13 protein-coding genes are annotated in these 21777 nt (G+C 60.9%); 9 read left to right on the top strand and 4 right to left on the bottom strand.

Going from position 1 to position 21777, the window contains the following annotated elements; genetic code table 11:
- Positions 1-12: 12 nt before the first annotated feature.
- Positions 13-834, bottom strand: a complete 822-nt coding sequence (locus A9975_RS16835) for a hypothetical protein (protein WP_183033828.1) — start codon at positions 832-834, stop codon at positions 13-15.
- 315 nt (positions 835-1149) lie between these two features.
- Here A9975_RS16835 and A9975_RS16830 point away from each other — a divergent pair, with 315 nt between their 5' ends.
- Complete coding sequence (locus A9975_RS16830; RefSeq protein WP_183033827.1) at positions 1150-1440, top strand: hypothetical protein; 291 nt, start codon at positions 1150-1152, stop codon at positions 1438-1440.
- Positions 1441-1923: 483 nt separating this feature from the next.
- Here the strand turns inward: A9975_RS16830 and A9975_RS16825 are convergent, their stop codons facing one another.
- From A9975_RS16825 to A9975_RS16815, 3 genes are all read right to left on the bottom strand, one after another.
- The gene (locus tag A9975_RS16825; protein ID WP_183033826.1) at positions 1924-3936 is read right to left on the bottom strand and encodes a UvrD-helicase domain-containing protein; all 2013 of its coding nucleotides are present in this window, start codon (positions 3934-3936) and stop codon (positions 1924-1926) included.
- Complete coding sequence (locus A9975_RS16820) at positions 3933-5957, bottom strand: ATP-dependent endonuclease (protein ID WP_183033825.1); 2025 nt, start codon at positions 5955-5957, stop codon at positions 3933-3935. The genes A9975_RS16825 and A9975_RS16820 overlap by 4 nt, the downstream gene beginning before the upstream one ends.
- Before the next feature lie 235 nt (positions 5958-6192).
- Positions 6193-7641: a hypothetical protein gene (locus A9975_RS16815; RefSeq protein ID WP_174428728.1), complete on the bottom strand. Its 1449-nt coding sequence runs from the start codon at positions 7639-7641 to the stop codon at positions 6193-6195.
- A gap of 681 nt (positions 7642-8322) precedes the next feature.
- Between A9975_RS16815 and A9975_RS16810 the strand changes: the two genes are divergently transcribed.
- The 8 genes from A9975_RS16810 to A9975_RS16775 all read left to right on the top strand — a co-directional run bounded on the left by A9975_RS16810 (position 8323) and on the right by A9975_RS16775 (position 21650).
- Positions 8323-10251, top strand: a complete 1929-nt coding sequence (locus A9975_RS16810) for a tyrosine-type recombinase/integrase (protein ID WP_370564801.1) — start codon at positions 8323-8325, stop codon at positions 10249-10251.
- Between the two features lie 794 nt (positions 10252-11045).
- Positions 11046-11831, top strand: coding sequence for a hypothetical protein (locus tag A9975_RS16805; RefSeq protein WP_183033824.1), 786 nt, complete (start codon positions 11046-11048; stop codon positions 11829-11831).
- Positions 11832-13375: 1544 nt separating this feature from the next.
- Complete coding sequence (locus A9975_RS16800) at positions 13376-14668, top strand: hypothetical protein (protein WP_183033823.1); 1293 nt, start codon at positions 13376-13378, stop codon at positions 14666-14668.
- Positions 14659-15537, top strand: a complete 879-nt coding sequence (locus A9975_RS16795) for a hypothetical protein (protein ID WP_183033822.1) — start codon at positions 14659-14661, stop codon at positions 15535-15537. Before A9975_RS16800 ends, A9975_RS16795 begins: the two co-directional genes overlap by 10 nt.
- Positions 15521-16225, top strand: a complete 705-nt coding sequence (locus tag A9975_RS16790) for a TnsD family Tn7-like transposition protein (protein WP_183033821.1) — start codon at positions 15521-15523, stop codon at positions 16223-16225. The genes A9975_RS16795 and A9975_RS16790 overlap by 17 nt, the downstream gene beginning before the upstream one ends.
- Entirely contained in the window at positions 16222-17817 is a 1596-nt protein-coding gene (locus tag A9975_RS16785) for a hypothetical protein (protein WP_183033820.1), read from the top strand. Before A9975_RS16790 ends, A9975_RS16785 begins: the two co-directional genes overlap by 4 nt.
- Positions 17814-18629, top strand: a complete 816-nt coding sequence (locus tag A9975_RS16780; RefSeq protein ID WP_183033819.1) for a hypothetical protein — start codon at positions 17814-17816, stop codon at positions 18627-18629. Before A9975_RS16785 ends, A9975_RS16780 begins: the two co-directional genes overlap by 4 nt.
- 567 nt (positions 18630-19196) lie before the next feature.
- Positions 19197-21650, top strand: a complete 2454-nt coding sequence (locus tag A9975_RS16775) for a hypothetical protein (protein ID WP_183033818.1) — start codon at positions 19197-19199, stop codon at positions 21648-21650.
- Positions 21651-21777 lie beyond the last annotated feature (127 nt).

The following is a 21777-nucleotide window of genomic DNA, read 5'->3' as shown; positions in this document are numbered from 1 at the left end:
TGCGATCCCGCATCAGATGTACCCGGCGTCTTGAAGGGACTGAAGAATTACGCCGATCCGTGTCGAGATCAAGACCTTGTTGTGGTGCTCGATGAAAATTCCGGCGAGCTTGGGAACGAATTCCCCATCAGATCTGGCTGACTCCAAGTCGCTGCAATCGCCCAGATCGATCAAGGCGCCTCCACTGGCACCTTGCGGCTTGAGGGAGTCTATTCTTCGTCCGTTTGGCCATTTGGAATGCTTGTCATAACCAATGAAGATGTGATGGACTCCGTCGACCCCCATCTTCTCGGCCGCCTTGGCGCCATCGCGCGTCACCGAGTAGTAGTGCCAAAGCTGCGATTTCACTCGGCGTTGCTTTCTCTGGCGGAATCTGTTCTTGGTGGTGGGATAGCCGAAGACCGAATAGACGTTTCCAGCGGCAGTACTGGGCGCGAGTGAGAATTGCCGGGAACTGATGTATGGCAGGTCACCCAGCGCGGCAATGGCCTGGGCCGACCCTTTCCAAACGGCGAAATCGTAGGGGTCGTCGTTAGCATTGTCGCCGGACCTCGGAGATCGCAGGTAGTCGCCGCCCGAGATTTCGACGAGCGAATCTGCCCCGCCGATATACAGCGCAGAGTCATGCTTGGTCGACGCATCGATGACATGGGAGGCCGTAATGACATACTTCTCTTCGTCTATTTCGACAAGGACGCAGGATCCTTCATGAAGCGGGTACCCGTCCATGTCTACATAGTAAATGGGACGCACGGCTTTCCCCATCAGTTGATGGGCATGCTCGTGGCGCAGAGCGGCCAGCTTTAGACAACGGCTTGTGTTCGGATCGGGCATGAATGCGCCTCCTTTGTTGATCAGGGCGGAAAACGAGGACGTCGATACTAACGGAAACCGAGACGCCGCGCCGTCCTGCGAACGGTCAGCGGTGGTTGCACGAAGCCTCAGCCAGATGCGCCGCGATGGCGGTGGCCTTGATTTTGGGAATGGTCAATGATCAACCGGCGAAGGCGGCACCAAAAAAACGAAGATCGCGGTAGATCGGGCTCATCTTTGTCGATGGGTTTGCCGCAAACGCCATTAGCATTTGGGATGCCGGCCTCCTCGCTCTCATTCACAACAGCCGGTTCACGATGCAACCAGGAAAATGAAATGACAACGAACACGACAGCGCTTGACGAGATGAAGACGATCATGATGGCCCTTTCGCGCCTTGACGAACGGGGCGTTCCAGTGACGTTCGACGAATTGATGGCGAGCCAGATGACAGGAACGCCTGCCGCCGACGCTCTGATTCGGGAAGCCTGGCGGACCTTCATCACCCAGCAGGTAAATGGGGAGGCTGTCCGAGCTGAGTTGCCGCTCGAGGACAACGCCCGCATCTTCGGTCTGACGGCAATCGGCCGTGAGGCCATCGCGCGATGGGGAAAGATCCTGAGCTGATGTATCGGTCGGCGCCGACACTGGTCAGGCGAAAGCCCCATGGATGGGGTGCGCCACGGATTGCCCCCCGGCGTACTGCCGGGTGACCCTCCGAGGGCGCGGATGCGCGACCGTCTCGCCGCCTGCATGCACGCTGCGATCTCTTTTGAGCGCCGGTTTTGCACGAACGGCTGGAACTTCCCATGCTGCCGATGCCGGTCGCCATCACGCCGACCCCAGACGAAAGCCAAGCGACATACTTCACCCACGGATGGGCCAGCGCATGCGTTACCTGCAACTGAACGGCATCAAAAATGGGCGACAGATCCATTTGGCTCTCTCATTGGGAGAAATACATGAAATGCGGGACATGCGCTCCACGGCTGGCACATGGCGGGGGCGAAGTGGGGCGCCCCGGCCTGGGTCACGCGCGCGAGCGCGGGAAAGCCGTCCATTGTGACCCGGAATATGCTTTTTGCAATAGCGCGCCACCCTCAAGTGTCATCACAAAATTTGGACCCTCCAGCCCCGCAGGCGAAGGGTTTCCCGGTTGGCCTCGTTGGTCGCACCAACACCGAGTGAACTGTTGCGAACCGCCAGGCAGAGAAGATGCGTCGGGCGAGTCATGGCAACGTAGATTTGCATCAGACGCTGCGCTGCCGTGTCGTTGGCGCATTTCTTTCCGTTCGAATGTTTCCCGAGGAGCCAAGGCATCAAACTGTCGAGAACATGGGCACGGTTGAATGTCTCCAAGATCAGTGTAGCCAGATGCGTCTGGCCCTTGGCGACATGAATAGAGCTCAGTAGGATATCGACGCTCCGCCCGTTATCACTGTAGCGATAGCAATTCGGCGGTATTGCTTCAGGAGGCTGAACGTGATCTCCGGGTGGTGGAGTGACCACCACACCTTGCCATGCTAGAAAGGCGTCGGCCGCTTTGGGTGCCTTGTCCCCTCCGCCCAGAGTCAATCCAAGTACTTTAAGGTCTTCAGACAAACCTGTCCAACCGGGCCCAGTCAGCGTTTCTTGGTCGATCAGAAAACGAGTGATAACACCGCGGTAGGTGGACAGCGCCACTGGCGAGCTTTGAAGTAGTTGCTCGGTATGCAAATGCTGGCGCGCACGCGCCGCAATTTTCGTGGCCCCGACCATGAGGTTCGCGAGTTGGCCTATGCCGAACGCGACGCTGTTCACGCACTCAGAGAGGGCCGCGCCTGCTTTCGCTGCGTCTTGGGCGAGGCGAATGTACTCAATCAGAGTCTGTGGGCGGTGTCTGAGGTGATTGCCCTTGGGCTGATAGTCTGCCCAATAGTGATGGACGGTCTTGGGATAATGCTTGTGCCCCGGTGGGATGTCATCAAACGCCTTGTGCACCGAGCCTACGGCCCTCACTGCCGCACCAGTAATCGTTGAATCGGCGAGGGTGGTTAATACATGGTGCCCGAATGCGCTCAGGACCATGGATGCATCGTCGTCAGGGAAGACAAATATCGTGTGCGGTAGCGCTCCACCTGGCGCGCCGATGCCGCCTATGCCGATCAGCCCATCGGGCTCGACCGGGACATAGGCGAATGGGCTAGCCAGGGTCGCGATGGAGGTGGGCAAGCGAAAGCTGTCAGCGATACCAATACACTGTTGGGGGTCGGGGAACGCATCTGCAACTGGTTTGATGCCGCGCTCAAAAATCGCTTGGTTCGGATCGCCGATTCGTTGGATGCACACCGACACGGCGTCGCGGGGAAAGAGTCGACTCAGGAAGAGGTTCTGCTGTTCCGTCGTGTCCTGCATCTCGTCCACAAACACGAACGGAAACCGCTGTTGGAGGATCGCCGGCAAGGTCGGCTGCTGCGCGAGTAAGGCCTCTCCAAGCACGAAGATCTCGTCGTAGCAGAAATAGCCTTCCTCTGCCGCGTGGCGCAGTGCGCTCGCCGCAAGCTGGTACATCGGCGTATGCGGCCCATCAGGGAACGCGCCATCCGCAATGGGCGTCTGAAAGTGTGCCGATCCCAGTCTCAGATCCGCAAAACTCCTGTTCTTCTTCTCCAAATAGAAATTCAGGCGAGCGTAGTCTTTTTCTCCCAGGAAGCGACGGCGCACTCCGGTCGTGAGATCGTCGTCAATCGCCGAGATTTTGTACCCGGCGGAGAGTAGCCAAGGTATCGCAAGGAACCGGCTGACGAAGCCGTGAATCGTGTCAATGAAATGCGGATAGGCAAGTAATTGCTTACCAACGACGCTCCCGCCCAAGCGGTGTTCGATCTCTTCCCGAGCCACGTTAGTGTGTGAGAGAACGCAAATGCCCTGCGTGCTGCTCGTCCATTTTCGCGCCAGAATGGCCAACTTGGCGACGACAATCGTTGTCTTGCCGCTGCCGGGGCATGCGGACACATCCCGGGTGGCGAGGATACTGAGAAACTCCCGACGCGAACGATCCAGTGGGCGCAGGCCCATCAGTTGGCTAACCCAGGTGATGTCATCATCGGTCACTGGTGTAATCAAGTCCGTGGGCCTGATCATGCGGGTGCTCCGGCATCAGCTTGCGGCGGTGGCAGCGGCGTGGTGGCATGCTGGATCGCCGTCTGAATGTAGGCAGGTGTTCGCGCCTCCAGCCATGCGCGATCGATGTCTCCCTTGGCCATTCGCCGATCCAGATGTTCGGCCAAATACTGCGCCGCGATCGCTTTGGATGCTCGCTTGCTGGTGAACATCTCGTAGATATGGGAGCAGAGGGCGTCCTTGCCGTCGCCGGCTAAGGCAACCAAGTGGGCGTATTCGACTTTTGCCTCCGCTTCTACGGCCACGCGTTCCTTCTTCGCTTCGTTCAGCGGGTCGTCGTTTGCCGCAAGCTTCGCGGCGATATAGACTTCTTCGGAGAGGCCGGAGTACGCCAGGTCGTACTCGAGCGTCCATTCATCGGCGACGAAGGTTCGGACGTTCTGTCCGTCGCCCTCGCATAGCTTCGCGCGTTTTGCGGTGAGCCCGGCTTTCTGCGCGGCTGGCGCGGCCCCAAAGTCCTTCTTTGATCTCCACCGCCGCTTATTACTCGTCCATTTAGGATCGGCATCATTCTCGACCAGGCCGAGGATGACTGGGGCACAATCCGGCATCACGTCCATATCAGCCAGGCAGGCTGTGGGAAGAGGGAGCAGGCCCTTCGTCGCGTCTTGTCGCTGGAGAATGCGCGCGTAGCGCCGGAGACCGGTCCCACCCACATTCACGACAGACACACCATGCTGCGTCAGGTCTCGTCCCAATAGCGCGGCGAGCGTTGGCAGGAGAATGGCTTCGCCATCTCCTTCGACAATGAGCAGGCCGCGCGCGAAGAACAGGTTCGCTTTGGTCACGTCGAGGAAGCGCTGCAGGAACCGATAGTCGCCGGTCGTGAGCTTCGTCTCGCCTTCAGCAAGGGAGAATGCGCGTTTTCCATGCAACAGCACGAGATTCTTCAGAGAGATCTTGGAGCTTAGGTTTGGACTGTGGCTTGTCACGATCACCTGAACTGGCCGGCGGGTCTGGTCGTCAGTTTCCTGCGCTGCGGCTTCGAGAAACTCCATTAAACGGAGCTGGCGTTGCGGGTGAAGATGGGCCTCAGGTTCCTCGATAATGAGCAGCGGTAAGCCGTCGGCCTCTTTGCCGAGAAGGAGTAGTTCACAGGCCATGAATAACAGGTTGTTGGAACCCAGCCCATACGCTCCACGTGACTGCCCGTCTGGCCCCTGCAGCAATGCTAGCTCCAGGCGCTCGAGAATCTGCCGCAGTCGAGTGGCTTCACTACCGCCCTCGGCGAAGCTAATGCGGCTGTGCAGATTCTCGCCTGTTAGCGAGAGGTGTGCCAAATAGTTTGTGTTGATGGCCGTCTGCGCACCCCCGACGCCGGCGTGCAAGTTGACTAGGTGACGCAGGTAATCCGACAAGCCGACGATACTCAATGATGCCGCCTGGGCCGCTGTCGCGGGCGGAGCGGCACTGTCAAACGACGCCCCTGTCTTGATTTCCGCGAAATTGCTCAGGATTTGCGAGAGGCGGGAGCCTCGGCCAGGCGACATTTCGCGCTCCGCATCGCGAAGCGGGCGTAGATAAGCCGTGGCGAGAAGTTGCCGGGCGGTCGGGTCCAGGCTTGGACCCGTACCGCTTGGACCGCAGCGCACCGAGATGTCGACCCATCGGCGGTTGCCGGGAAGGTCGCTGGTACGGCGCGCAACCCATACGACGTAGAGGGCGACAGACTGGCCCTCATAGGTGAGGTATTCCGCGAAAGCGCCCTTCTCTGCTGTCGTCAAGTCAGAGAAGCGACAGCGGATTGTGATCTCCGTCGCGGGCTGTCCGCCGGAATCGATGTGGAAGTCCTCGGGGGCCAGGCGAAAATACTCCATGTCCCGTGTCGTTAGGGCAAGCCGGATGGCATCGATCACGGTTGTCTTGCCTGCATCATTCTCCCCGATGAGGGCGGTTACGCCCTTGTGAAACTGGACAGAGAAGAGGGGGGCGACGGCGTCAAATTGACGAAAATTCTTGATGTTGATTTCAGCCAGATACATCTTACGATCCCGAAGTCGTTCGCGGTGACGAACTCAAAACGGTCATTGTTTTCTTCGCCTTGTATTCGCTCAGATCCGTCGCGCGGCAGCGTGCGGTGACTCCTCGGCGAGAGCCGGCGACACATCTTGCACAGACAACCGGTCATCCGCGATGGCCGTCTCATTGTTGGTGAGATCGAGGAGCGAGCGGTCTCGCATCCTCTAGCCTTCTGGGCGCTTCCCCTCCGTGGCATGATTACAGTGCGGTCACTGCGCTGATGGCTGCCTTGCATTTTTGGGCGTCCCACGCCTTGGTCGCCATGGCGCGCGGTGCTGGAATGCCGGCAATCACTGCCCAGACCATCAAGTTGGCGTCGCTCGCGTTGAGCCCCAGCTTTACCGAGTGATCCACCAGGTCAGCGCAGAATTGATTGGCTGTGAACGCATCCGCCTCGGCCTTTCCTCCCATGGAGGTGCGAGCGTTGTTGAACCAGCTTTGCTGCATCAGATGGTCCTTGATCGACAGGGAACCGGAGGATGTCTTAATCAATGGATACGCGAGGATGGTCGCGGCGTCTTTTTCCCGGTACACCTCGTTGGCCGCGGCAGAAAAGTTTGGCTTGCAGCGCTGCCCTTGGGCAGGGGTTGTGCAGAGATACCAGTCGCTAAAGATCGATGGCCGAGGCGCTTCGAAATTGATGGTCCAGGTGCCGACCGAACGCAGCGTGCCATTCCAATCGCCGTCCTTGATCGGCAGGTTAAGTCCCACTGCGATGCCACCGTCCGGCTTCCACTTATTGAGATCACGATCGCTGAGATGTCGTTCACTCAACTTGTTGGAGAACAGTCGGCCCAGGACACGATCGATGGCATTAGCCTTGTCCTTGGTGGCGTTGGCACTCAACGTGGTAATCACCCCAGCCTCCGGCGCCACCATCCGAATGCCAGTCAGTGCCACCTGTAGTGCGGCGCCGGCGATCCCGCTTTCGTAATCTCGGCTGCCATTGAACTCGACTAGGACATTGGGCACAGTGCGATCTCGGACCAGGAACCAGGGGAAGCTGCTGCGGTTGTAGGTCAGGTCCCGTAGCCACACTTCTCCGTTCTGATCGCTCACCCGAGTGAGGGTGGCAAGCGGAACCGTTTCTTCGTAGTCCCCGATCTTGAACTTGGTGGACAGATTGACATCATATTTGTCGGGAAAGAAATAGCGCGCCGCGCGATTGCGTTCCGCATACGGCATCGGAGTGGGCGTGTCGGCGCGCCCTGTCGACTTTGCTTGATCCTGGGAGGGCGGCGCCTCCCAGAGGTGGCCGATGATGACAATGCGGGTATAGGCGCCGGAGAAGGGCAGGGCGGATGGCAAGGTGTCGCCATCGGCAAAAGTGGTGAGCGGCGTGACGTCCAGTTTGGCCCCCGGCGGTGCCTGGTTCTCGGCCGCAGATGGTGGAAGGGTCGTTGCGCCCAGGGGAATGTCCGGCCCTGCCAGGTTCCTCGGCGGACCTGTCGAGGCGGGCGTGCTTATCCAGGTCGGGCGCAGGTCGGTCGCGGTGAGCGCCGTCCGATCGGGTGCAGTTCCGCCGGAGAGGGCTGCGAACGGATTCGGCAGATCCAGCGACGGTGCGCGACCCAACGTCGCGGCACAGCCGGACAGCAACAGCCATGCGGTGCAGGCCCCAGATAGACCAAATGTCCCCAGTTTCATTTTTATCTCCCCACTTCTTTCGCGATGCCACGCTATCACGGAGGAGGAGGGGTTTCAACGCGCGGCGCAACCTGCACAGCCAGCCTCCCGAGGGGTATCCAAATGCCAGCGAGCGTGCGCGCTTCAACGCGAGGGAGGGGCCGTGCGGGTGGCCGGTGAGATGGGCCGCTAGTGGGGAACTCGCGCGCCGCCGCCGATATGGTAGCCGACGATCGCCGAGAGTCAAACGCTCTTCGCCGCCGACCGGGTTTGGCGTCGCCTTTTTCGGCCAGTGACACCCCAACATAATTATCCTTATTTTGGGGTCAAAAAATGCCGACGCGTTCCGCACCCCGGCGCCGTGCCGCGCCCGGGGTGATGCGGGCGTCATGGCAAGGGGCGCCGCAAGCCCGGCAGGCCCATGAGCGCTCCCTGGTGCGGGCGATCCCGAGGTCGTTCCCGGCGGCGGCACGGTCGTTTGTGCCGGTTATTTGGCCGGTTCGGTAAAGCCGGAATGCCACTTTCAAAACAATAGGTTGGCGTACAAATTTAGCGACGTTGTGCCGGTTCTATGGCCGGTTACTAGGCCGGTTCTGTGCAACGCGTTGCCTACCGTTTGCATCCGGTCCCGGGGTCTGCCCCCAGCGCGGACCGGCGCGGGCAGCGACTACAGTAGATCAGGCTCCTTCCGCGATCTGCACCGTGTCCGACACCACCGCCGTATCCGCCCGCCTCATTACACGCCCCAGGCTGCACGCCGGGCACTTCGCTTTTTTTCGGGCGGTGGTGCAAGGTTTGCCCGCGCGCAGCATGTGGCAGCGCTATCTTTCCGATCAAGGGGATGTCGGGACGGAACCGGCGGTGCATCGCATGACCGGCTGGATCCGGCGTGAGTTGACGGCGGCCGCCGCTCGCGCAGGCAACTTCGGGCGCGCGCACTTGCTGCGGCTGGACTTGACTCCGCCAGAACGGGGGACTTTGCCTAGCCTGGAGGACTTTGTTGCCGAACAGGGCCTGGACGGCTTTGGCGAGGCCGAACAGCAGGTGCTCTACGCCGAGCGCCACGGTACCGATCTCGCTGCGCAACGCCGACGCCGTACCTTGCTGCGGCGCCAGCTCTGGGCGGTTCACACGCTGGAGGCGCAGTTGTCGCAGCCCGTTTCGCAAAACGACGGTTGCGAGGTGTGGTTTGTCGACAGCCTGGCCCAGCGATTGGCCGCCAACGGCATCGCCACGCTGGGCGCCCTGCATGCGCGCATGCGTGCGGCGCCCGATTGGTGGGCCGGGCTCCGGGGCATCGGCGTCGGCAAGGCACAGGCACTCACGCGCTTCGTCGCGGCGCACGCCGACACGCTTGGGGCGCTCCCCGCTCGGTGCCCGGCCGACGGCCCTCCGGGTGACCTTGATGCGACGCCCGCCCCCGCGCAGGCCGCCGCCGTGTCACCCCTCGCACCGATCGAGAGACTGGTCGTGCCGGAAGCCTTGAATGGGCGGGAAGGGCGCTTCCGGGCCCCTCCGGAGGCTTGCCTGCTGGAGGCCGATAACGACCTACAGGCGATTCAGGCATGGCTGGCTGCCAAGGCACCGATGGCGTCGCACGCATCGGATCACGCAGGCGAAGTGCGACTCACCCATACCCAGCTCAGCTACCGGAAAGAGGCGGAACGCTTCCTGCTGTGGGCGATTTTCGAGAACCTAACCGCATTGTCATCGGTCGCCGTCGAGGATTGCGTCAGGTTTCGCGACTTCCTGCTGGATCCGCCCGCGCACTGGTGCGGCCCAAGGTCCGTGGCGCGCTGGCATGCTGGGTGGCGGCCGATCGAAGGCCGGTTGTCGGCGCGTTCCTGCGGCTATGCGATGTCCGTGTTGCACAATCTGTTCGCCTTCCTCGTGAAGCAGGGATACTTAAGGGCCAATCCCTGGCCGGCGGTGCGGCCGCCTGTCACCCCGCGCGAGGGACTCGACACCGGCCGGGCACTGACAGCCGCGCAATGGCAAACCGTGCGCGAGGTGCTGGACCGTCTGCCGCGCACCCCGGCGAACCGGCGCCTGCAGGTGGCACTGCGCCTGCTTTACGAGACCGGCATTCGACTCAGCGAACTGGTCGGCGCGAGAGCCGGCGATCTCGAGTGGCTCAGCCTCGCGCAGCCGCCGGAAGCGCCCGAGGTAGGCTGGTGGCTGACGGTGCTAGGCAAGGGTGGGCGCCTGCGGCGTGTGCCGGTGAGCGAGGCCTGGATCGAGCAGCTCGGGGCTTATCTGACCGCGCGCGGTCTGCCGGCCGATCCGCGCCGCGCGCCGCCCGGTGCTTTCTTGCTGGGGTCCGCGGCGCCGGGCGCGGATGCGACCATCGGCGTGTCCGGCAACGTCTTTCACACGCAGCTCAAAGCCTTCTTCGCGCATTGCGCCGGGCAGTTGGCAGCAACCGACCCGCAAGGCGCGGTAAGACTGAGGCGAGCCAGTAGCCACTGGTTGCGGCACACCAACATCTCTCACGCGCTGGATCATGGTGCGCCCGTCGAGGTCGTCCAGCAGAACGCGGGGCATGCGTCGCTCACCACCACCACCAAATACATCAAGGTCGCCGATGCGCGCCGCGCACGGGCGATGCGTGGCCTCTGGGAGGCGCGTTGAACGCGGGCGCAACCGCGAGCCCATGGGAACGCCAACGGCCTCGGTTCCTCACCCCTGGCCTGCCGATTCCGCACGGCCTTCGCCGGTTGACCCTTGCCTGTTCTGACGGGGATCGAGAGCCCGGTGTGCACCGAGTGGAAAACACAATGCGCGGTGATCGATGTGCCGTATTATCGTTATTGCTGCAACGCAGCATATCGATTTCGGCGCCAAAATCGACGGCGGCCCCGCGCCTTATAAATCGCCGAGGAACGATTTCGGCGCCGAAATCGATGGTGCGCTGGCGTTCGAATCGGCACGGTCCGCAAGCCGGTGGTTTAGATACGAGTAAGACATCCAATTCTTATAAATAAAATTAGAATTAAATCAATTTAGGTATGAGGTTTTAACAGAAAGGAAGTCATTAAAAATCAGAGGCTTGGATGGTGGAAAAAGCGACACATCCGCGTCGTGCGGACTGTAGTCCCCCAGAGCGGGCATTTTTGCAGAATGATTCTGTATGCGCGCGAGAGCCAGTGGCGCGAAAAACGAAAACCCCGCTAGAAGCGGGGCTTGAATCGAGGGTTGATAGTTTCTATATTACGAGTCACCTCGTGCCGGGAAGCATGAGAGGTGATTATTCCGAGCGCTCCTGTGAATTGGGCACGGCCGCCTAATTCAACTCTTGCGCCTAGCGACTCCCCGAATACTTCGAGGCGTTTGTCGAAGTATTGGGCACGTTTTTGCCTAGGTCAAGCGCTCTTTTACGATTCGCGCAACAGGAGTGGCGCGAACGGAACGACAGGCTGACTGCCATGGCGAACGCTGCACAGTCGAAAGACGCTTCCGCGCCTTCCGCTTTGGACGACGCTGTCTATGCAACGAAGCTGGCCGACATCGCCAAACGCAGCGGCCCATGGTTCGACGACCACCGGCGTCGGCCTTGGGTGGCACCGGCTCACGAATACCGGCTGTCGGCCCCCGACAAACTTTCGATCAGGCTGCGCGCCCTGATCGGGCGGACACCTGCGGCAACGTGGCTGCTTCAGGACGCGCTACGAAACAGGGTGATGTCCGGTGGAGACGGAGACGCGCGGAGGCAGGTCGTCCTCTCGCCGGCAGCCCTGGCAGTGGATCGACGGCTGAGTCGCGCACTTGCGGCCATGTGCCGCGAAGCGGCCGGGATGCGGATGCGCGCACGGGGTGACGTGGATTCCGGACCATCGCGGCTGGTCGTTGCGCGCATGCCGCGCGTGGCGTCGGCAAACGCCGTGATGCGCAAGTTGCTGGGCATGCTCGGCGATGACAGCGTTCCGCGCGCCGACGAAGAGGCGTGCGCTCTGGCGCGATGCGAGCGGCTGGCAGAGCGCAGGATCGCACCCATCGCGCCGATCCGGATCGACGCGGACCTCAGGGCGGACCCCAAGGCGGACGCCGTGAAGTGGGCGAACCCGCGATTCGCGGTGCCCTTGTCGATGTGGCTGCACGCCAGCGGAAACGCGTTCGCGCGAGGCGCTGACCTCTCCCATTGGCTCGACTGCCTGCCGTCATCCGAGTTGGCGTATTCCGATCCCTTGATGGTGTGCCATGGGCTCGCCTGACATTCCCGGCGGTCGGCGCATTCGTGGAGCGCGCGTTGCCCTGGATGACAACCGCGCGCGCGATCGACAGCGACGTAGTGCGGCGCAGCCCGGGCTCACGCAGACGGCGGGACAAAGGGACGGCGCAGATACCCGCCTTGCGGTCAGCGTGCACAAGCCGCTCGGACGCAGTTCTGCAAGGTGCCGCGTGCGCGTTGAGATTGCCTGGGTCCACGGCGGCGACAAGGACTATTGTGTGCAGACGGTGTCTTTTGGGGGGGCCGTGTCGGCCTGGGTACTCGACAGCAGACCGCACGGCAGTACGCCGGACGGTCTCTATGAGATCACCTGTGCCGCCCTTGACCTGCTGTTCGGACCGGAGCGGCGATGGTAGTGCTCGCACTCTCTCCAGCGCGGCATTCGTCACGGTGCGGCGCACGGCCTCCGGATCACCCGCTACGAATGCGGGCGGCCATCGTGCGCCTACGGCAAATGGCAGGACGAGGGCTCGCGTCGCCGAAACAGGTCATGTCGCGCATCGTCCAAGCCGTTCGAGGAATTCTGCCACGCCGTACGGGTGCTCGATCATCCGCCATGTCGCCCGCGCGAACCGAACGCCGCCAATCGCGGAGGCGTGATGGGATCGCGCCGGCCGTCTGGTCAGCTCTGCCCGACGGGATAGGGATCAGTCTGGACAGGCACGCTTTTCCGCACCGAGACCGCGCAGACACCGCGCAGACACCGCGTTAAAGCAATCAGCGAGCTAGCGAGTCACTGCACCAAGTGATACGAAGAGGGAGAACCACCATGTCTCCAACAGATAGGACAGAACTGCACGGAAATGAGGAAACGCGTCTTCGCATCAGCTTTCCGGCGGAGTTGGTGAACAGATTTGGGACCGAGCCCGCGAGTTTGCCTGAGTGGACGGATCGTCTGATGGCCACCGGTGTCGCCGCCCCTGCGCCAACGGTGCGATCGATTTCCATCGATTCGGCACTGCGTGCCCCCTCGCCACCTGACGAGGTGCGATCCAGGTCGCCGGAACGCGGCCGCCGCCTTGTGCTCAGACATGAGTTCGACGCGTTCATTGCGCCCATTCTCATGGAGCCAACGCTCTGTTGCCGGCGCATTGAGCCGGTGCCGGTGTCACTGGTCGGGGGCGAGGCCAAGGCCAAGGCGTTCATGCTGGAATCGCCCGTCTCCATGGAGGTTGGTCGTCAGCTTTTCCCAGTCGTGGAAAAGTGTCTCGATCGGTTAAGTCATGAACAGGCCGTGACAAGGCCTAAACAGGCCATGGCCGCCGAGTCTGTTCCAGACGGTAGTGCGCCGCGGCGCGACGGGATCGCCCCGGTGCGCGCCATAACACCCTCAGTACGCAAGGCGTGCCGCACGAAAGTCGCGCAAGCCGAATCTCCGCCCGAGCGTGGATACGCGCGAGCGGCAGCCCGAGCCCACGATGGGATGGCGAATGCGGGAAGGCATAGGCTGTTTGCGCCTGACCGTGACAGACGCGCCGCGCTTTTCGTACAGACATGCACCTGATACACGATTAGGAGACCGCAAGCATGGCAGCAGCAAGCGAAGCGATAAGCCTGTTCTCCGGAATTGGGCGAAGACGTACTGAACTCAGTGATCCGGCGCAATTCGTGACCCGCTTTGGGACCGAGCCGGCTAGCATGGATGAGTGGACCCAGCGGCTGATTGCAACGGCCGACGAAGACCCTGCGCCGGCCGTGACGAAGGCCCTGTCGCGCATGGAGCGTGCCATGGACCGCGTCGATGCGTCATGCCCGCCTACGCAGGGCGAATCGGCGGCATTGTTCCAGATCTGGACCGCAGGCCGGCGTCTCTACGCAAGCCGCGTAAAAGGCTGGGTGCAGTTCGAACAGAATATCAGCCGCAAGCTGGCGGTCCTCGCGCAACTCGCGAAGCGCAATGCCGACATCGCGCAGGCACCCATCTCCCTTGCGGTCTCGGGCTTCCGCTTCAGTGCGGCCTTCTGTGAACAGCAGTCGATGTGCGCCGACAAGCCGATTTCGGTGCTGGACAAATTGACCAAGGGCTACGACGAGTACGACGTGATCGCGTCGGTCGGCGAACAGCAGGGGCTGGCGCGGGAATGGCGCGCGGTCATCCCGATCCTGCCCGTGCTCCCGGTCAAGCTGCTATCGCCCCTATCCAGATGGTCGGTGGGTCTGTCGATGCTGGCAGCACTGGATCGCGCCACGTCATACACCGAGCTGGCGGAATTGGAACTTAAGAAGAAGCGCACACTGCAATGCAATCCTTACTTCGTGCTCGGCCAACTGTTGCGTGCGAATGTCGGGATTGTGATCTTTCATGGCTTCGGCAACAGCCACCTGATATCGCGCCATCTGCCACTGCTTTGGGACTACATGGGCTTCCTGCGCGATACCGGTGTGGGTGTTGTACTTTGGGGCACCAGTGCGCTGGATCTCTGTGCCGGGCCGAGCTTCTATAAGGCCTTTCCAGGCCGCCCGACCGGGCTTAATCCCTACAGAATCGATGACGCTAGCGCACGACAGCTTGCTGCCTTCTACTGGAATCGACTCGATGTCCACGGGCAGATGCCTGCCGGCTTTGCGAGCATGGTGCAACGCCTGGCGGGCCAGCGCGAGTGGATCGAGATGGCGATCCGCAGCTTTCTGGAGCGCGTCTATCTGGGGGGAAACTCCCCCGAAGATGCTGCACAAGCGGCGCTTGACGAGGTCATCGCGGACGGCATGGTTGGCGCGCTTTCAGCCCTGATCGAATGGCACCGCAAAGAGATCGACAAACAGAAGATGGCCGATTGGCGCGACTGGCTACCCGTCCGGACGGGGGGGAAATGCGCCTGACCACCGTTCCTCAGATTTCCGAGCCGCTGAGCGGAGAGACGGCGGCAAGCATTGCGGATGCGATCCTGGGGGCGACTCGCTCAGGGGGGGACTGGTCTTCCCTGGCGGCAGGCAGCCAGCCGTTCGCCTGCGGCACGGTGAGCGTGCCGCTCTCACTTCTGCTGTCATTGCTGCAGCCGCTCGGATCCACGCTCGAGACGCTGCTATGGCTTCACACGGCATATGGCTATCTCCGCTACGGAATGTCATTGAGCACCGAGGAAGCCGTTGTTGCACGGCTGACGTATGGCGCTGCCAATGGGGCATTCTCGAATCCCCGCGAACCGGCGTGGACGGCACAGCGAAAAATGTCCGCGCGCACCTGCGCGATCTGTGAACGCGATGCGTGGCGGCAAAGAGGCAGACGTGGCGTGCTCTGTGACCATCAGCTTCCCTTTGTGACAGCGTGCAGCCGGCACGGCGTTACGCTGCGTATCCGTGCCGCAGGCGGCGCGCCACCTGCGTTGAGATCGGTGGCAATGGCCAAGGCAAACGATGTGGCCTTCTCCAAAAGCAGCGCCCACATCTGGCGTTGGGGGCGGGATCCTTCGGTGTTGCGGCAGTGGTTTGCCAATGCGTTGGCTGAGCAGGGCTACCGCCGTGGCGATGGCACCTTTGCTGTTCGCGAGCTGGGCGCGGCGCTGGCTGTCTTCGTCCAAGAGTGCGTGAGCGATGCGCGCCTTCGCCGACTCATGGAATACCCGTTGAGGGCACGGCAACTCACCGGTTGGATCAGCGGGCGCCAGTCGGCCGTTCATGCCGCGTATCTCGCGGTGCTGAACATGTATCTGCGATCGCGTAGTGGAGGACCGTATGAAGAATACGCTTAAGGGAACCGGCTCGCGGAAGTATTCGGGCAAGCAATGGCGTCTGAAGCACGCCTACCGGCCGGTGCCGTTCGATGGCCGCCGACGCTTCAAGCGCAGGGAAATCTCCAGCACTCTGCTTCGCGCGGGGTGCACGTGCGAAGAAATGGCTCGGCTCTGCCGCACGGCGCTGTCGAACATCCACTACTACATCCGCTCCCATAGGCTGCGTGCTGCGTTACGCGATGCGCAAATCGTCCGATTCACGGCAGAGGCGCGCGCGCACTGGCTTGCCCACATCGAGCGGCATCCGGGTATTTCGCAGAATAAGCTGGCATCCATGGAGCCCTGCGCCTACAGGTGGCTATGGCGATACGACCCGGCATGGCTTGCCGAACATCGTCCGCCGACGTACGTACGCACGCACCGCAAGCGCTGCGACGGTACGCCGCCCCGCGGGCAAGGTGCAAGGGTCGCGGCAGCGGTGCGCGGTGCCGCGCGCGATATCAAGGCGCAGCGGCCCTGCAGGCTTTGCTCCAAGAATGCAATCCGACTGGAACTGGGCATGACCGTGCATTCTTTCATCCGTGCTCAGCAGAATCGCCAAGTGATCAATGCGCTGGCCGCCGTCGTCGAGTCCCACGATCAATACCGCTTGCGCGTCAGTGCGCAGCTTGGTTCCCACAATACGACGACGAGGAGGGCAGCATGACCCGCGGCGGAGACAGCGTCGGCTTGGTTCTGCCGATCCAGCACGGCGAATCCTGGGGCGGATACGTAGGGCGCATCATTGACATGCCGCGTCGAATCAGCAGCGCGTCGGCAGACGCCATCGACGACGCATTGTTGCATCCACTACTGCCCAGAAACCTTGAGGGTCTGCTTGAACTCTTCGGCGGCGTACTTCCTGACGCGTTGACCGTCGCGCTCGCGCATACGGTTTTCCGTTACTACGCCGCATTCGCGTCGCCTGGCCTCGCCATGCTGCTGCTCCGGGCAACCCTCAGCACCCGAAATGGCGCACTGAACTGGAAGCTGCCCGGCGTCTCACCGTGGCGTTCCGTCAATTCCCGAATGCCAGCCGTCTGCATACCGTGCCTGCTGGAAGGCGAGCGCAAGAAGCTACCTCCTCATTGGAATTTACTGTTCGCTGCACCGGGCGGTGAGTTTTGTCTTAAGCATGAGACTCCCGTCTCGCGCGCCTGTGACGAGTGTCGAAGAATCGGTGCTAACAAGAGGAAGAAGTGGTTCGGCGACATTCCCAATGAGCGGTGCCACTGTGGGGGAGAGAGGCAGGTCAGGGATTGGGGCGATCTGTGGGAACTCACTCTCGGCGTCACAGAGGACGTCCAGGCCATCCTGCACGGCAGACTTGATACCTATACGTCTGACGAGATCCTTCGAGCCATGTCCGAGCGCGCCGCGACGCTAGGATTGCAACAGTGGGACCACGCCCGGAACGCAAGAGATCTACTGCGGGAATCTGGGGGCTCAAGATATCTTCATGCTGTTCATACGACAGCATTCGACCAGGACGTGCTGCTGACAGCGGTACGTGGATACGCGCTCGCGGCAACCCCGCTTCTGAATGTGCTGGCGGTACGCACGCTTTTCGGATCGCTCGAACACATGATTGCTGAGATGGATCGAAGTCGTCACGAAAGGGGGACCACACCGGAGGATGACATCCCGGTGTTCCTTCGTCCAACCGAGGCTGATGAAGACCGCGTTGCCCTCGTGCTTTCTCTTGTGGAGGGCATGCGCAGGCGCGGGACACTGAAGACACGCCAGCACCTCATCAGTGACATCGGAGCCGAGATTACCTACGCCGCGGCGGTCGCCGAAGAGAGGTTGATCGAGGCTTTTGAAGGCCGGACCGAACGCTCTGAAACACCGCGCAGGCGTGGCCGAAAGCAGCGACATGAGGAAGGTTCCCGGATCAATGGCCTGTCAGACGCAGACGCAGCACACCGCGTCGAGGAACGGGCGAAGACGCTCAAGGAGGACCCTTTTCACCCTCCACGCTATGTAAAAGTCCTGATCGAGGGAGTGATGCATCGCGTTACCTATTACAGGAACCGAAGTTCACTACCGAAAATGGCTGCGGCGATCGAGAGGCACCTCGAGACCAAATGGGAGTACGCACGGCGCCTGTATTGGATCATTGTGAAGCACCATCCGGACCGCCTCTTGCCCGGAATGCCCAGGACAAAGGGTCGTCTCGCACAGACATCGAACGTAGAAGTTCTGCAAATGCTGCGTCGGCTCGGTATCAATTTCCGCAGACTGCGAGGGCAATCATGAAACCGCTACGCTTTCTGGACTTCGACAAGCTTTGCGTGCGCGGCCCACGTGCGCCGTTGCCGGCCGAAGATTGCTTCGGCCAGGCTACGGGATCGCAGTACAAACTGGACAGGCGCAATCTACCCAAACCGGGGTCCAGTCGACATGGCGGAATCTTGAGCATCCGGGGTGGTCCGTCCCTGATTCACCACGGCAGCAAGGCAAAGCCGATCAACATGCTGGTACTCACCAGTCCATATGTACGAGACATTCGGACTTATGTCCCCATGCGATTTCCTCATCGTAAGGCGGAAAAGGGGAACAAGCCGCACGCCATTCTGGAGCGCCTGGCCGCAGTCGAGTTGAAGAGCCGCCCTGGAACCTATCACTTCCATGTGATGACGACGACGGCGCCACTCAACGAGCGAAACATTGACGATCTGCAGGCGATGGGCGTCAGTGTGGAATCGCTGCTGCCAGATCAGTTCTCGGCTTTGCAGCATGAAAACGCGGAGCAGTGTTATGCGCGCCTGATGGGTTTCAACGTCCACGGCATGGACAGCCAGGCGTGTGCCATGGCGTCACGCTGGTGCGAGTCGAGGCGTCAAGGGTCCATGGTCCAGAAACTCGGTGCGATCCTTGAAGACATCGCGGCGGAAGTCGCAATGTCGGAACGCGAGCGCCATTGGGTGGGACAAGAGGATCCGCTGCGCCATGCCGATCTCGATGATGCCGTCATGTTCATGTTCAGCGCAATTGTACTGGGGCACCTGGTTCCGGATCCACGTTACTCCTGGGATCCATACAAGAAGTTCCACCTACTTAGAAGATGAGGTGTGCCATGAATCAAGGATGGCAAGAACTTCCGCCGCAACGCTGCATTTCCCCCTTTCCGATTATCCGGCCCCGGCATGACGGCGCTGGGTCGATCCCGGGCAAGAGCCCTACATGCTATCGGGTCGGCACGTTTCACTCCGATAGGAAGTGTTCCTTCGTTGTCGTACCGTTCGAGGCGGAAAAGTTTGTCGTGGTCGAGGATTTTCATGCAACGCCGGGCCTGCGAAAGATGCGTCAAAACGCACTGCTGCAGTACAGATCTGTCGGCTGCGTGGGATATACGGCGCGGGATATAGAGCGTTGGCGTAGAAGGTCGGCTCTGGTCGGGTCGATTCTTGGTGTACACGAACTGATTGGAGGCCGACCGTCGTGGGACTTCTATGCCGCCCCCACCTGGCGAGCTTCCGTATTGCGCGAGATGGCCAGGGCCAATGGCGTCTCGGCGAGAGATGTTCGGGATATCTATTGGCAGGGAGTCCGCTACGGTAGCGACAAGGCCTCGCTGCTGCCGGTATCGAGCCAGAGTGGATGTTCACGCCCACACCGAGGCAAGGGAGCCTGAGATGGCGAGACAGCGTGCGGGCAGCCCTCCGTTCCCGGTGATCCAACGGAGGGATGAGAATGGCAAACTGAAGCCCTACCGGATGATTCATTTTGACGAGGATTGCAAGGTACTGGTGCTCTTTGACCTGGCGCAGAAAGAAGGGGACGGCAAGAAGGAACTCACCATCGTGGATTCGGATGGCACCGATTTCAAGGTCGTGGATGACCACGTTGAAACGTCGCGGATGCGTGCCCGGCGCCTGTACGAACGCGAGATCGAAGAAAGGCATGACGCCAAAACGCGCGGCGAAGCGCGTCGCGACAAGAGGGTGGATCCACCTATACTCACGCCGCGGGACGAAAGGACGTGGAAGGAGAACAAGCAGTACATGCGGAAAATCTTCGGCAATCCGCAGCGCATCGCCGGACTCCCGGCCTACGACTTCTACACGGATCATCGATGGAGAGGCAAGGTCTTGCGCGATCAGGCGAAAACGGCTGGGGTCATCGTGAAGACGTTGACGAGAGCATTCTGGCAAGGCATCCGCTACGGCGGCGATATGGCTGCCGTCATGCCGTTGACGGATCGATCTGGTGCGGCGGGCTCCGAGCGTCCTGCCGAGCCGGGTGCAGGGAGATCCGGTGTAAAGGAGGCTGCCAGCAAGCTGGACGGCATGCCTCAGGAAATGCGGGACGGCATGACGCCAGAATGGCGAAGGCGGGTGCAGGAATTGATGAAGGAGAACCTGCGGGAGTTCTGGGACGACGACTTTTGCGGGATTGACACCTTTGCGGGAAGGGCGCACTTCAAAGCGAAGGCCAAATTCTTCGACCAGCTCAAGGCGCGCTACTTTCTGCCGTCGGACAGCAAGGACGACAAGAAGAACCGGCCGTCCAGAGAGATGGTCAACTACTACGTTGACTGGTGCCTTGAACGCTACTTTGATGATCTCGTCAGAGAGGTCGATCAATGTTTGCGGCAGGAGATGGGACTGCCTCCGGAGCCGCCTAGGCCCCGAAGTCTAGGAACAACACGCGCTCGGGGTGCGGGGATCCTGAAAAAAATCCAGATGGACGGCACCATTCCCTCACACTATATGCTAGTCGTCGAAGACGATGAGGGAAACTCCCGGGATGTGCGGAAGCCAACAGTCGTGCTGGCGTCGTCGGGCAGGCCAATGGTAGTTGTCGGCTGGCACGTTACCGCATGGCCAGAAAATGGAGAAGCATACCGTCGATGCTTGTGGAACGTCTTCTCCGATAAGCGAGAGCGACTTCTGGCGCTGGGTATGGATCCGGATCGCGGCACGGGCATCTTCCAGGGATATGGTGATGAAGTGGAGACGGATCGAAAGCCAGGAATGAGATTTAGTCTATGGGCGCTCGATGAAGCGAGGCTCAATGCAGAACTGACATTGCCCTGGACTCCCCAGCAAAAGGGACAGGTTGAAAGCACCAACGGTCATATCAAGAGACTGCTCGACGAGCTGGTCCGATGGGGACTGTATCTCAGTGAGAAGTTCAAGGGCACTTACGCAAATGAAGAGGCGATCAACAAGGCACTGCCGAAGGGCGCCGACGCCGTGGCGAAGATGATCCGGGGGAGAACCCTGCGGAGGATGGCTCAACGCAAAGCGGCAATGATTCGGTTGACCTATCGCGCGTTTGAAAGATTGCTCGTCGAATGCATCAATCGCTGGAACACGAGAACCAGTCGCAGCCGTAGTACGGCGGCGGTGGTCAACCGCAGACGGACACCGGCCTCTATATACAGACATGCGGCAACGAAGCGTGTCGGTGCGCAGGCCAAGAACGATAGAACCGCGCGCCAAATGGGTCTGGCGGTGCTTCAGAAGTTCACTCAGACAGTCCGCAATGGACACGTTCTTCATAAGAAGTGCCACTACGGAATTGGTGCAAGCAGGTCGGGTGAATTCGATGCAGGCGCGCATGAACTTATCCAATACCTGGACGAAGGCAAGGACGAAATCACGTTTGTTGTACCACCTGACGGGTTGACAATCGAGTGGCTTAAGGACAGGGAGAGAGAGACCTGGATAACCTTGCGGGCTGTTGTTGAGTCGGGGAGCGACTTCGGGACGGACGCGGATCTATTTGGCTTGGAGGCCAACGGCATGCTTGAGAATGCGGACGCTGCCGAAGCCGATCGCCAAGATGCCGATCCGCTCAACGAGAATGATTTCGTCGAAGAGATTCATGAGCAGAACGAGAAGGCCATCAAGGATAAATCTCACAATACGACGGGCTCGCAAAAACGACGCTCAGTGCGGGCACAGCAGGACAAGCAGACTACGCAGGATTTTGCCGAGATCACACGGGCGAATACGGTCGCTCCTTCACCTCCACTGGATGCTCTTCCGGCGAAGTCAATGCTGGGTGACTCCTTCGATATGAACGAGTATCAGACGCTGCTGACTTCCCTTTATCCAAAGGGAAAATCCAAGCCAGCATGACGAAGCCCCCCACCTAGATGACATTGTTTCGGCTGACTGGGCGAGGCGGATTCGCGCCTCCGCGTCGGCCCCAGATTTGCCCGCTTTCGGACTCACGCATTTGCGCGACAGCACGCACTCCGCCGGC

The organism is Cupriavidus sp. UME77 (assembly GCF_014170355.1).
Taxonomy (GTDB): domain Bacteria; phylum Pseudomonadota; class Gammaproteobacteria; order Burkholderiales; family Burkholderiaceae; genus Cupriavidus; species Cupriavidus basilensis.
Note: the sequence above shows the minus strand (reverse complement) of the source record. Positions and strands in the feature narration are given on the sequence as shown.